General features: G+C 42.4%; 14 protein-coding genes. 9 read left to right on the top strand and 5 right to left on the bottom strand.

The features are described from left to right. Positions 1-47 precede the first annotated feature (47 nt). Entirely contained in the window at positions 48-2,123 is a 2,076-nt protein-coding gene (gene flhA, locus FY206_RS19325; RefSeq protein WP_032643069.1) for a formate hydrogenlyase transcriptional activator FlhA, read from the top strand. Positions 2,124-2,129: 6 nt separating this feature from the next. Here flhA and FY206_RS19330 read toward each other — a convergent pair whose 3' ends face one another. The 4 genes from FY206_RS19330 to FY206_RS19345 form a co-directional block, all read right to left on the bottom strand. Then, positions 2,130-2,474, bottom strand: a complete 345-nt coding sequence (locus FY206_RS19330; protein WP_077064220.1) for a nitrous oxide-stimulated promoter family protein — start codon at positions 2,472-2,474, stop codon at positions 2,130-2,132. A gap of 87 nt (positions 2,475-2,561) precedes the next feature. Then, a complete protein-coding gene (locus FY206_RS19335) occupies positions 2,562-3,938 on the bottom strand; it encodes an RCC1 domain-containing protein (RefSeq protein WP_077064219.1) in 1,377 nt (458 codons plus the stop codon). Between the two features lie 199 nt (positions 3,939-4,137). Beyond that, positions 4,138-4,527, bottom strand: coding sequence for a M15 family metallopeptidase (locus FY206_RS19340; protein ID WP_077064218.1), 390 nt, complete (start codon positions 4,525-4,527; stop codon positions 4,138-4,140). Positions 4,528-4,529: 2 nt separating this feature from the next. Next, positions 4,530-4,919, bottom strand: a complete 390-nt coding sequence (locus FY206_RS19345) for a putative holin (protein ID WP_125371957.1) — start codon at positions 4,917-4,919, stop codon at positions 4,530-4,532. A 255-nt stretch (positions 4,920-5,174) separates the two neighbouring features. Between FY206_RS19345 and FY206_RS19350 the strand changes: the two genes are divergently transcribed. From FY206_RS19350 to FY206_RS19375, 5 genes are all read left to right on the top strand, one after another. Then, positions 5,175-6,029 carry a LysR family transcriptional regulator gene (locus FY206_RS19350; RefSeq protein ID WP_077064216.1) on the top strand — a complete coding sequence of 285 codons (855 nt, stop codon included), beginning with the start codon at positions 5,175-5,177 and terminating at the stop codon, positions 6,027-6,029. A 203-nt stretch (positions 6,030-6,232) separates the two neighbouring features. Then, on the top strand, positions 6,233-6,454 hold the full coding sequence (locus tag FY206_RS19355) for a SymE family type I addiction module toxin (protein ID WP_077064215.1): 222 nt from the start codon (positions 6,233-6,235) through the stop codon (positions 6,452-6,454). A gap of 653 nt (positions 6,455-7,107) precedes the next feature. Then, positions 7,108-8,016 (top strand): DUF2971 domain-containing protein, encoded by a 909-nt coding sequence (locus tag FY206_RS19360; protein WP_167513854.1) that lies wholly within the window; start codon positions 7,108-7,110, stop codon positions 8,014-8,016. 37 nt (positions 8,017-8,053) lie between these two features. Further along, on the top strand, positions 8,054-8,497 hold the full coding sequence (locus FY206_RS19365; protein ID WP_131729090.1) for a hypothetical protein: 444 nt from the start codon (positions 8,054-8,056) through the stop codon (positions 8,495-8,497). A gap of 493 nt (positions 8,498-8,990) precedes the next feature. Next, positions 8,991-9,731: a hypothetical protein gene (locus FY206_RS19375; protein WP_077064212.1), complete on the top strand. Its 741-nt coding sequence runs from the start codon at positions 8,991-8,993 to the stop codon at positions 9,729-9,731. Between the two features lie 25 nt (positions 9,732-9,756). Here the strand turns inward: FY206_RS19375 and FY206_RS19380 are convergent, their stop codons facing one another. Next, positions 9,757-10,365 (bottom strand): TIR domain-containing protein, encoded by a 609-nt coding sequence (locus FY206_RS19380; protein WP_001549591.1) that lies wholly within the window; start codon positions 10,363-10,365, stop codon positions 9,757-9,759. Positions 10,366-10,563: 198 nt separating this feature from the next. On the opposite strand from FY206_RS19380, the gene FY206_RS19385 reads away from it, so the two are divergent. From FY206_RS19385 to FY206_RS19395, 3 genes are all read left to right on the top strand, one after another. Next, a complete protein-coding gene (locus tag FY206_RS19385) occupies positions 10,564-10,953 on the top strand; it encodes a hypothetical protein (protein ID WP_024203959.1) in 390 nt (129 codons plus the stop codon). 7 nt (positions 10,954-10,960) lie between these two features. Beyond that, positions 10,961-12,196 (top strand): relaxase/mobilization nuclease domain-containing protein, encoded by a 1,236-nt coding sequence (locus FY206_RS19390; protein WP_149067767.1) that lies wholly within the window; start codon positions 10,961-10,963, stop codon positions 12,194-12,196. A gap of 252 nt (positions 12,197-12,448) precedes the next feature. Continuing rightward, entirely contained in the window at positions 12,449-12,727 is a 279-nt protein-coding gene (locus tag FY206_RS19395; RefSeq protein ID WP_077064210.1) for a hypothetical protein, read from the top strand.

Consider the following 12,727-nt stretch of genomic DNA (forward strand, 5'->3'; position numbering starts at 1 on the left):
CAAGCGGCCAGCATGGAATTTTTTGCTCGTTTCTACTGGAAAGCACTATGCCGTATACACCGATGAGCGATCTTGGACAGCAGGGCCTGTTTGACATCACGCGCACACTTTTACAACAGCCCGACCTCGGTGCGCTGAGCGATGCCCTGACGCGGCTGGTCAGGCAATCGGCGCTGGCGGACAGCGCCGCGATTGTTCTCTGGCATAGCGGAACCCATCGCGCGAGCTACTACTCCGCGCGGGATAATGGCCAACCGTTTGAATACGAAGACGAAACCTATCTGGCACATGGACCGGTGCGCCGCATACTTTCCCGGCCAGAAGTGCTGCACTGCAGCTTTGCGGAATTTCGCCAGGCGTGGCCGAGGCTGGCGGAGAGCAAACTCTATCAGCCTTTCGGGCATTACTGCATGCTGCCGCTGGCGGCAGAGGGGCAGATTTTTGGCGGATGCGAGTTTATCCGCACCACCGACCAGCCTTGGCGCGAGGCGGAATACGAGCGCCTGCACACCTTTACCCAGATTGTGGCCGTGGTGGCGGAGCAGATCCAAAGCCGCGTCACCAATAATGTCGATTACGATCTGCTGAGCCGCGAGCGCGATAACTTCCGCATTCTGGTCGCCATCACCAACGCCGTGCTGTCACGGCTCGACATGGATGAGCTGGTCAGCGAAGTCTCGAAAGAGATCCACCACTATTTCAAAATCGACGCCATCAGCATCGCGCTGCGCGGCCATCGCAAGGGCAAGCTGAACATCTACTCCACCCACTATCTCGATGAAGCCAACCCGGCACACGAGCAGAGCGAAGTGGACGAAGCGGGCACCCTTTCTGAGCGAGTCTTCAAAAGCAAAGAGATCCTCCTGCTCAACCTGAGCGAGCAGGATCCGGTTGCGCCGTACGAGCGGATGCTGTTCAACACCTGGGGCAACAAGATCCAGACCCTGTGCCTGCTGCCGCTGATGTCCGGCAACACCATGCTGGGCGTGCTGAAGCTGGCCCAGTGCGAGGAAGGGGTGTTTACCACCGCCAACCTGAAGCTGCTGCGCCAGATCGCCGAGCGTATCTCCATTGCCCTGGATAACGCCCTTGCCTATCAGGAGATCCACCGCCTGAAAGAGCGGCTGGTGGATGAGAACCTGGCCCTGACCGAACAGCTCAACAACGTCGACAGCGAGTTTGGTGAAATCATCGGCCGCAGCGACGCCATGTACAGCGTCCTCAAGCAGGTTGAGATGGTGGCGCAAAGCGACAGCACGGTGCTGATTCTGGGCGAAACCGGTACGGGGAAAGAGCTGATTGCCCGCGCCATCCACAACCTGAGCAACCGCAACAGCCGACGGATGGTGAAGATGAACTGCGCCGCAATGCCCGCGGGGCTGCTGGAAAGCGATCTCTTCGGCCACGAGCGTGGCGCATTCACCGGCGCCAGCAGCCAGCGGCTGGGGCGTTTTGAGCTGGCGGACAAAAGCTCGCTGTTCCTCGACGAAGTGGGCGATATGCCGCTGGAGCTGCAGCCGAAGCTGCTGCGCGTCCTGCAGGAGCAGGAGTTTGAGCGCCTTGGCAGCAACAAGCTTATCCAGACCGACGTGCGGCTGATTGCCGCCACCAACCGCGACCTGAAAAAAATGGTCGCCGACCGCGAGTTTCGCAGCGACCTTTACTATCGCCTGAACGTCTTCCCGATCTTCCTGCCGCCGCTGCGCGAACGTCCGGAAGATATCCCCCTGCTGGTCAAAGCGTTTACCGCGAAGATTGCCCGCCGGATGGGGCGCAATATCGACAGTATTCCTGCCGAGACGCTGCGCACCCTCTCATCGATGGAGTGGCCCGGCAACGTGCGCGAGCTGGAAAACGTCATCGAACGCGCGGTGCTGCTGACGCGCGGGAACGTGCTGCAGCTTTCTTTACCGGAAACGATCGCGCCAGATACCCCGGCAGCGCAGGCCGAGATAGCGAAAGAGGGAGAAGATGAGTATCAGCTGATCGTGCGCGTGCTAAAAGAGACTAACGGCGTGGTCGCCGGGCCGAAGGGTGCCGCACAGCGCCTGGGTCTAAAACGCACCACGCTGCTGTCGCGCATGAAGCGGCTGGGCATTGATAAAGAGAGCCTGGAGGCTTAGCTGTCGCTATTTTTTGGGACGGTATTTTTCCGGTAATTCAGGCACCGGGCGGCGGTCGTCAATCAGGTGGCGAACGGTCAAAATGGAGTGACGCCATAGCATGCGCGGCCCCGCCCAGCGCATGATCTGCTTCATCTCTTCACGCTTTGCGGGCTGGTAGCAGTGCACCGGACACTGTTTACAGGCAGGCTTTTCCTCACCAAAAACACATTTATCCAGGCGCTTATCGGCATAGGCGTTGAGCGCCTGATAATGCCCCTCTTCGCTGACCGCCAGCGGACATTTCGCCTCATACAGCGCAATCATCTTGCGAAGGGTCTCCTTCTCGCGCGCAATCCGTTTTCCTGACATGACATTTTCTCAAAGCATAAGATGCATAAATAATACAACTATAGGTAAAAAGGATCCACGGCCAGGGCCGCAGATCCCCATCACGCATTATGCTGAAGCAACGGTATACGAGATATTGCCCTGAACACCGTCAGGGACCTCTAGCATACTGCCACCGTGAAGAGCGTTCCCCCAAACGACGATCGTATTATCACCTTTCAGCGCAACAGCAACGTCCGCTTCGGCATAAATCGCTTTAACATCCGTTAACTTTCCGACAATGGGATCATTGAATACATCGTTGCTACCCCAGCCCATCACCGTACCGTCCTTTTTCAGTGCCAGACAATACTCAGGAGCCACGCAGATGACGGCGACGTTATCAACGCCTTCAGGAACAGGCACAACGCCGGTATTCGCACTGCCCCAGGAAACAACCGTGCCATCATCACGCAGCGCCACGAAAGCAGATTGTCCAAATGGCGTCGATACATATTTAACATCCACAATATTTGTCATCGCCGCGATATCTGCCGGGATAGCGATGGATTCTGCATCTGAACCCCATGCCACAAGGTTACCGTTTGCACGTTGTGCTACGTAGTTGGTTGCACCCGGGAAGACCCTGACAATATCGGTCAATTCCGCAATATCATCCGGAAGCGCGCCGCCATTTTCAGCCAGACCCCATGCAACCAGCTGGCCGTTACTCCGCAGAGCCGTGAAGGAATAGTCGTTACCAAACAGCATCGTAATATCAGAGAGCGCGGCAATGTCCGCAGGAACCAGTCCACCTTCCTCTGCATCACCCCAGGCAAAAACCTGGCCATTGGCGTTCAATACCGCCCGGGACATTGATCCCAGAACCTGAACGATGTTATCCATGGCCTGAATGTTTTCAGGAATCGCATATTGACCCTGACTGTTCATTCCCCATGAAGCGAGATAAGGCGCGGATTGACCTTGCGCAAGACCAGCATAAGGGAATCCTGAACTCCGAAGAATATCCGTGCGGGAATACACATCAGCTGGCAAGACGCCACCGTATTGTTCCTCCCCCCAGGCGCGCAGGGTGCTATCCGTACGCAGCGCGAAGGCACAATTAATACTCGTTGTAACCTGGCAAACATCATGATTATCAGCGGGATCCAGGAAATATTTATTAGTGAACTGGACGTCTCCCCACTGTGCAACCGTTTTATCATCTTTAATAGCCACCACACCGATCTGGCCAATAAAATTGATGTTATTTGAATTAATGATAACGGGGTCATAGCCTTCAGCAGAGACATTCAACAGAAGTGCAGGATAGAGATCGAGAAACTCCTTACCCTGAACGCTCGTGCTGCTGTCAGCATATTGCCAGGTCGCGTCAACCGGATCCATCGTCTCTGCATCGAATGCCACGATACGTGCAGGATAACTCAAAACAGGATCGGAGGCTTTAAATGTACGCGCGCCCATAATCGTTAATTGTTTAGCCATGATATTTTCCTTAATGGTTTAATATAATATTCATCATCTCCACTGAGATAATTATCAGAGGTAAAATGATGCGGGTAATAGTAACGTTCAAATAAATAGAGCTTGTTCCATTTTGGCACTACAGTTATCTATTTTTTCCTCACTTATTTTTGTGGTTAAATATTGAAGGCATAATTAACGTACTAAAACGGCCTTTATTTCACGCAGGATTCACATCGTAAGGAAGCTGAAAATGAACACCGTCTTTGAACTGCTTCCAGTCACCTCCCCACTCAACAGCAATATTGAGTTCCCTGGCCGCCTGCTTGAATGCACTCGCAATAAGCTCATAGTCGGCAAAGTCCCATGAACCTGCTGGCGTAGGATAGGCAATAATATCAATTGCATGTCCCGTTAAGTGACGGCTGTTGATAGTCTGAGATTTTCCACTTTTGAAAAGCTGAGCCTGCCGCGTACAGCTTCTCAGCCCCTCAGTAATACCAAAATCCATTGGACTTAATTCAAGCGCACGGCGTGCAACCTGAATTAAGTCCGGATGGACGCCTTCAAGGTTTGATTCACTACGTGAGCTAAACGTAAAATTATCCATAGTTACTCCTTCTCTTCTCTTTTAAATCGATTTAGCGCTGTTAATGTCCTTGCGGGATAGATGCTCAAATACTTCAATAATCTGACAGATGCGGCAGCAGCAAGCGTTGCCCCTACCGGTGCTGGCGTAATTACCGAATGTTGAAGAAGTTTACTGAGTACAGAGGAAAGCAGCGACGCGGCGAATTCTGCCGAGGTAATCCCGGTAAGCATCGATGCTGTGAATAAAATCACCCTCGCCCATATCGCTTTATTACTCGCTGATACCGCAAAAATCAGGCTGCCAGCAAATGCCCCAATAATAATTCCAGATTCATGATGGCTGAGCCCCAAAATGCCTGCAATCAGCAATGCTGCCGTTTTCTCTGTATGTTCGGTAACAGGCATTGCCATAATGTCCTCTCTCACATTAACCCTTACCTATTGAACGCAAATCATACACAGCGAGGGGGTTTACATTATTCATAAAATGATACAGGGTTAGCTAAAAAAGATACCTGACGGGTTGTCGTTTTAACGTTTTATAACAGGAGGTTAAACATCACGAGATATTCATACACAATCCATTGAGGTGAACATAAATCCACAATGCCAATGATTCGTAAAATTTTAGCTATGTCTTATTTTGAATGACTACAAGGAATAAAAATGGGGACGTTTTTAGCAAAAAAAATGCATTACTTTATGGTTACAATGGAAGAACGTAACTTCACAAAGGCTGCGGAAAAATTGTGCATCACTCGCTCACCGCTGAGTAAAGTTATTTGTGAGCTGGAAGAAAGCCTTGGTGGGAAATTATTTCAAAGAACCTACAGCACCTTACAACCAACAGAGCTCGCCTTTGAATATTACAGCAAATGTAAAAACATTTATGATGAATTAATTAATATGGAATCTGAAATTCGGTGCAAAGATCCCTCTCCCGTGCATACATTAACATTCGATATTAGCGTACCGGAGCTTCTTTATCGAACCATCATCATGGGCCTGTCCGCTGAGAAGGTTAACATTATTCATCAACGCAAAATCGTTAACTATGAAGATATGAATAAACTCCTTAGCAGTCGTGATAACTACATTTTCTCTTTACGTGAGCTAAACAATAGCATGTGGGATTCTACGGACAAATGGCGAGGAGACGACATTGTCTTATTGTCCCCTAAGGGAATAGACCTGGCGTCGTCTTCTTTTCCACTGTTTATCTGGAATGATTCGCTATTAGATTATACCAAGAAAAAGTTCCTGAAGATTATCAACAAGCCTAATAGTGATATTACGTTTATTCCGCATAATTTTGATCTGTCAACTTTGTGTTACAATATTCATATTGGTCATGGGAGTGCATTAATGACCCGCAAATTAGCCTGTTTATATAAAATAGATGGGGTTGACATTCTGGAAACCCCGAACAATGCCCTGAACATTTATTTCTACCATGCAAAAAATGTCAAAACAAATAATACATTCTTAAACATAAAGAAGATTATCAATAAATTCATCTAAAACATCACGCTGAAATGTATTTATGTACCCAATGCGATACCTGCCACAAATGTATCGCATTATTTATTCTATTCGCCACCTCATCTCTGCATTGTTGTATTTAAAATTTGCGGCCCTCCTTCCAGTTTTTAATTCGCACCCGTGACATTTGATAATGACATGATTAACGTTGCCCACATGATTACCTGGAGCAACAGCCCGTTATGACAACTGCAAAAACTCACCGCTATTTAAAAGTTGGCTATTTCAGAAAGCGTCACGAAATTCGCAACACCAAGGTCCCTAAACGCTATAGCCTGCACGCCGCGCTTAGCCTCAAAGGCAACTGGCTCGAAGAGGCCGGGTTTACCACACATTCGCAGGTTTGCGTGCACGTAGAGCACGGAAAATTATTGATTGAGTTGATGGAACCCCGCGTGGATTAACGCCGGGGCTTTTTACACCACCCTGTTTTAGAACCCCAATCACGCTAAGCTCACCGGAAGATACTCTTCGCTGGATTACCTCTGTTTTTTTCGTCAAACTTACCTGACCCCGAAACCCGCTGGAGCTTCCCTGTGGTCATCGAAAACAACTTTTCCAGAGCTAATGCGTACAGACGTAATCCTTTACGCTTAACTCATTGATAATAAAAGTCTCTCTGAGAGTTATTTTCAACGAACCACCTTTGTTTGTAGCCCGAGAATGATGAGAAGAGCATTTACATTCTCCCGCTACACGTGAGCGACAAATTTGCGGGTTCATGTGAGTTTAACAGGGGTTTAAATGGGGCCGCATGAATACCTGAAAGGTTAAAAAAACGAGTAAAATCAATATGAATGAAGACATAGATAAGGACTTCTCCAGCCATACGCCCATGATGCAGCAGTATTATATAAATACAACAACACAATGATTTTTAATGATTTTATTTATAGAAAAGAACTATAGAATACAATTGGCATACTTATCAGGGAGCCTTCCCCTACAAAAAGTGGTATATCGGATTTTCATGCACCAGTCTTTAGATTAGACACTCAAAGTGATAACATATGGCTATATGAGGTTTATTAAAAATAAATAAAAGATGGTTGATATAATGGAAACACCATACAGTTTTTTGAAATTCGTTACACAAGATAGAATTGATATTTTAAAAGATGGATATATTAGATTCACTCCCCCTAAAGACTTGAATGACCCATTCGAAGTTAACCCTGTAGTAATTCCTCATGACCCTTACAATATTCAACTGATAGAATCCGAGTATGATTTTCAAAATCATGAATTCACAGAAAGTGATCATGAGTTTTCCTGGAAACGATTCAATAAAATTGGACACTATAAAACTGAATATTCAAAGTTCTGTAATAAATATGGAATTCTTTCTCTTTCCAGTTCTAACGATATGTGCTCAATACCATCAGTAGCAATTTTTAGTGAAGAAGATCCAAGACGTAATTTATTAATGTGGTCCCATTACACAGACGAACACAGAGGTTTTATTATTGAATTCCATCGTGACTTTATTGATGACACTGAAATATCAAAAATAACATACTGTCATGAAAGGCCAATGGTCACACAAGAAGACATAGAATCAGGAGTCATTTTTCCTTTTTTTGTTAAAGGTAAGAAATGGTGTTATGAAAAAGAGTGGAGGATCATAAAACCTTTGGAACAAGCTGATAAAATAGTACATTTGGACAATGGCAATACCATACATCTATTTAAAATAAAAAAGTCTCAAATTCGCTCTATAACTACAGGCTGTAACATGGACACGAATAAAATAGAAGAACTAAAAAAAATTGTATTCACTGATCCAGAATTAAAAAACTGTGTATTTTATGTTTCAAAAATAGACAATGAGGGGTTCGCTTTGGATTTCAGATCATATTCAGCCAATGGTTGGACTAATGATGATGTGTTTGGATTCCCAATGATATCCAGACATCCCTTATTGATAAACCCTGAGAATGTAAAAAACAAGTACAAGAATAATTAAAAAACACCTAAGAGCTAACTTAAGGATATTAATCGTTATGTTACATAAATTAATGAATATGAATGGTTTTTTATTTTGGGGTTATTTGATCAGCATATTAATGTCATCATTAATTTTGTTCTGGGTCTACTTCCAGCCCCTTAATTACATTATTTGGCTGTTTGTTCCACTAATTGTACCTATATTATTCTCTATTTGCATAATAATAACACGAAATAAGGAGCAACGTGATTTAATAAAATCCTTAAATGATTCAACATTGTTTTCAATTAGTGCTATTACAACAGCTTTGGTGATTATTAAAACTATAGATTTAACCCCATTAGATGCTTTTGACTTACTGATGAAAAACAGAGTCGGATATATTCTGATATGTGGGCACACGATTTTATATACAATAAAAGCCACCATAGCTATGTGTGAAACTTATGAAAACTGGATTAAAATATCAAAAGCAAAATATTTTATTTTTTTAGCATGACGGCAAAAAAAACAATCACAAGCGGAGTTGTGAAAAAAGAGACTATTATAGCACTATAAATTGCTATATATATTTCAGAAGCCCCCTCAACATTAAATATGTTAAACTCACTTGCATTGCACAATATAATAACAAAAAACATTATTAATATAAAATAAATTGCCACCATGGTTGCTACGATTATTTTATTTTTCATCTCTCTCTCTCTTTAACCTTATAATATATACATATCAATTATAATCTTGCTGTCAATAGCATTTGAGCATGTTAATATGCAAGGTATGACTAAGAGAAGCGGAGCTTCTCTTGTCCCTTGTTTTTCGCCCTTCGGTTGAAAAAAATGAAGCTAAAAACATTTTTATACGATGTGTATTCCCACAAAAATAACATCGTAGTATACTGACGGAGTAAAAATTGTGCAGACGGCTTGCATACAACTCTACGTTACATCGGCAATGAAATTTCAATGATTAGTTAAATACACTGGAATGTAATGATGAATATTGAAAGAATAAAAAGTAGCAAACCCTTTATTTACTTTTTATCAAAAAAAGAGATATTTTGGACACTTATTGTTTGTGTTTTCATAATAAGCCTACCATTCTATGACTGGTCTTGGTTGATTACCGAAAAACTAAAAAGTAACCTCCCAGTAATAATCACATTATTAACTTTTTTAATTGGTGTGTTTATAGTTTGGTTTGTAGTTAGGTCTATTATAGGAAAACGATACTCGTTAAAAATAGAAAAGCTTACTTTTGGCGGGATGAACATTCTTTTTAACACTACAAGCACATTATATATTAATAGTGTACTAAGTTTTCTTGATACTAAAAGAAGTTTATTTATTATCCGTGAAGAATATGACAATTTCTCTGAGGTTTTAGATTCTTATTATCAAACATACACATTCTTTCGACAAGAAATGAAAATACTAGATCCCATTAGAGATAAAGAGCTTTACGATTTTACTAATGATCTTCTAATGATAATTAACAAATTCCTAACCAAGCACCAAAATAATTACAGAAGATGGTATAAATTCATTTCAGAATCCAAAAATCCTTTACCTAATGAAGATGGTAAATACTTTTACGATACTCCAATAGGGTCAGTCCAGAAGTTATACTATGATTATGAAGTTATAATTAGTGGATTCAAAGAGGTTAATAATTTTTTTTCGGATCAAGTAAAAACAAAATTCAATGTGAATATTGAAAAGTGGGACTGGTAGTTCAATCCCACTCTAAATTTTATCCCTACCTATTTTTGGACATCATTGGTAGGGATAAATCATATTTGTTTTTTGCTCTATCATGGAAAGCACAATCTATCAGTGCATAAAGTTTTGCTGGGTTATCAACAATTTTATCCCACGGAATAACGGAGATATAAGCCTCAGGATTCCTCAGATTAGCGAGAATTCTGGCTGGCATGTTTGCAAAAACTTCACCATAACTTTCAGTAGCATTTACCCAAGAAGATATATCAGTATGAATTTTTTCTTTCTCTTCACTTCCATGTCCAGCATGGGTACGATTCATACCAGACTCAGGTAATGTAATAACCAATATTCCCGATTGTTTATTGACTTTTCCATTATACATGCTGGAATAAATTTCCCAGTCTATATGCTTTCGGTTTTTTGTTTCAGAACCAACTAATAGAATCAAAACAGAAGTATCTTTAAGGTAATTATCTCTAATTTCTTCGCGGATTTCTTGTGAAGGTAAGTCTTCGTCAATATCTCCTGTACCAACGGACATATCAATAAACAATCCGAACCTTTTGTTTATTGTAAGTAATTCTTCCTTAGCCCACTGATCATTATCATGATGATAACTGATAAACACTTTATGTTTTTCCATTTTAACCTTCTTACTGTTAGAGCAAACAGCTCTATTATTGTTAGTGTATTTTATCATAGAAACGAATCAAAAAAACAATGTTTGATCACACAATTATTTGACTTATAAATAATTTCAAATATAACTATAGTGAGAGTGTTGCAAAGGAATTGCTCACTATAAGCGAATACAAACATACACATATGAAAAGGAGTTTCTATGAGTAATACAATAACCTTATCCTATACAAATGATTTTAAACCAATCAACAATCATATCCCCACTGATCAATCTTTGCGAATACACTGTGTCAGTGTTCGATTTAATAAAGAAGAATTGGATATTCTCAATAAAAACAGAGGTGACAAAAGCAAAGGCGAATGGCTTCGTTTAACTTCCCTTGATAGGCTTCCTCCTGTTATCCCCTCCATTAACCTGGAGGCCTGGAAATCACTTTCTGACATAGCCCAAAAGCTAAACAAACTAATAAATCATCTTGACGCCAAAAGCAGCAATAGTGAGTTAACTAAAACAGAGATCTTTGCAGTCAAGAAACAGATCAAAGAGCTTCGTTTGTGTCTGACAGCTTCTGAATTACCTACCAGGTAATTTTTGCATGAAAGGAATGCAACGGATAAAGAGGCATAAGAACTTTATCAATGTCGTGAAGTATGTATTGAAGCCTGTTTCTCACCATAGAAGCACCCCAACGGTTATTGGGGGTAACATGACTGGTGATCGTGCAAAGGAACTTATAGCAGAGTTTGACACAGCAAGTAAGCTCAGAACTGACATTGCAAAACCAACCTGGCATAACTCGCTTCGCCTCCCTAAAGGTGAAGAGCTTACAAACGAACAATGGAACCTGATAGCTGACGATTACATGGATCAAATGGGGTTCAGTGACACTCATCTTCGTTGTTATGTATTACACGACGACAGTATGGGTCAGCACATACACATCATTGCTAATAGAGTCGATGCCGTGTCTGGTAAAGTTCATCTTGGTCGGCATGAGAGTTTAGTCAGTGGCCGAATAATTCAGGAACTTGAAATCGCTCATGGCCTTACTCAAACCCCAGCAGTAAGAGTACAACCGAAACAAACAAAGCGTAAGCTTTCACGTAATGAAGAGATGCTTTCTCAACGGACAGGCTTGCCCTGCCCCAAGAAATCCCTGCAACAGATCATTGATAAATGTTTGAAGGATAAACCCAATCTAGAAACTTTTATCAAAAGAATCAGAGAAGCTCAGGTTTCATGGACGGCGAATGTCTCAAAAACAGGAAAGATGAATGGATTCTCGTTCGAATATCAAAACATCGCATTTAAAGCCTCCCAGCTTGGGAAGATGTATTCATGGGCGAATCTTCAAAAGATCCTCAACTACGAACCTGAACGCGACAACCCACTTCTACTAAATGCCAAGTCAGTTGCTCCTGTTCCTGTTCCTGTTCCTGTTCCTGTTCCTGTTCCTGTTCCTGTTCCTGTTCCTGTTCCTGTTCCTGTTCCTGTTCCTGTTCCTGTTCCTGTTCCTGTTCCTGTTCCTGTTCCTGTTCCTGCAACAGTTTTAAAAACCACTGAGAGAAAGGAAAGTATCAGTGAAAAACTTGCTGAACTCGAACTGCAACTCCGAGAAGGCAAACGAAACGAGATTGTAGAAAAGATTCTTCAAAAGAATGCAGTACAACGGCAAAAGCATCACAGACTCAGTAGATGGGTTCCTTTATTACAACGGCTCATAGAGCTTCTCAGAAGTTATGGGAAGAGCATCCTTCATAAGACTCCTACAAACTTCTTAGAAGTCTATTCAGCACATCATCTTAAACCTGCAAGAAAAATTCATTTATAAACAGTCAATTACAAATGAATTCTGTAACCGCACTTTGCCTTCTAGTGAACAATTTGTGTTTAGTCAAGAAAATATTGATCGTTATTACAGATCGATATTGAGAGTATGATAGCCTATACCTATCACTACTTAGACATCGATCGGTACAAGTGATTTTACTAAAGATAATTATTCATCGAGAATCCCTGAAAAGAGCCTGATGATTTTTAAGCAATAGCAGTATCAGGAACCGATTGTAAAAATGGAGTTAATATGAATAACGAAACCATTAAGTGTCCGTTCTGCTTCAAAGAGAGCCAGTTTGGTGTCCGTGTTTGTACCGGCTGTCATTCAACCATCAAATATGGCGAGGTCTCACCTTGGTTATCTTTACTAATAGGATTTATTTTATTAGCCATTGCTTACATTATACTTTATATAAGTCAAAGTTTTTTAGTAGCTATCGTTATTTTGTTAACATTAATGATTTCTACAAGATTATATATTCGTAAAAAATTTTCACACAGAGCAGTTTTCACTCATCAACATTAA

Origin of the sequence: Enterobacter chengduensis (assembly GCF_001984825.2) — a bacterium.
GTDB classification, from domain to species: domain Bacteria; phylum Pseudomonadota; class Gammaproteobacteria; order Enterobacterales; family Enterobacteriaceae; genus Enterobacter; species Enterobacter chengduensis.

Coding starts and splice junctions, on each gene's coding strand:
- FY206_RS19350 (WP_077064216.1), top strand. CDS start 5,175: ATGGGGACGTTTTTAGCAAAAAAAATGCATTACTTTATGGTTACAATG.
- FY206_RS19340 (WP_077064218.1), bottom strand. CDS start 4,527: ATGGATAATTTTACGTTTAGCTCACGTAGTGAATCAAACCTTGAAGGC.
- FY206_RS19395 (WP_077064210.1), top strand. CDS start 12,449: ATGAATAACGAAACCATTAAGTGTCCGTTCTGCTTCAAAGAGAGCCAG.
- FY206_RS19375 (WP_077064212.1), top strand. CDS start 8,991: ATGATGAATATTGAAAGAATAAAAAGTAGCAAACCCTTTATTTACTTT.
- FY206_RS19330 (WP_077064220.1), bottom strand. CDS start 2,474: ATGTCAGGAAAACGGATTGCGCGCGAGAAGGAGACCCTTCGCAAGATG.
- flhA (WP_032643069.1), top strand. CDS start 48: ATGCCGTATACACCGATGAGCGATCTTGGACAGCAGGGCCTGTTTGAC.
- FY206_RS19365 (WP_131729090.1), top strand. CDS start 8,054: ATGTTACATAAATTAATGAATATGAATGGTTTTTTATTTTGGGGTTAT.
- FY206_RS19345 (WP_125371957.1), bottom strand. CDS start 4,919: ATGGCAATGCCTGTTACCGAACATACAGAGAAAACGGCAGCATTGCTG.
- FY206_RS19360 (WP_167513854.1), top strand. CDS start 7,108: ATGGAAACACCATACAGTTTTTTGAAATTCGTTACACAAGATAGAATT.
- FY206_RS19385 (WP_024203959.1), top strand. CDS start 10,564: ATGAGTAATACAATAACCTTATCCTATACAAATGATTTTAAACCAATC.
- FY206_RS19335 (WP_077064219.1), bottom strand. CDS start 3,938: ATGGCTAAACAATTAACGATTATGGGCGCGCGTACATTTAAAGCCTCC.
- FY206_RS19380 (WP_001549591.1), bottom strand. CDS start 10,365: ATGGAAAAACATAAAGTGTTTATCAGTTATCATCATGATAATGATCAG.
- FY206_RS19355 (WP_077064215.1), top strand. CDS start 6,233: ATGACAACTGCAAAAACTCACCGCTATTTAAAAGTTGGCTATTTCAGA.
- FY206_RS19390 (WP_149067767.1), top strand. CDS start 10,961: ATGAAAGGAATGCAACGGATAAAGAGGCATAAGAACTTTATCAATGTC.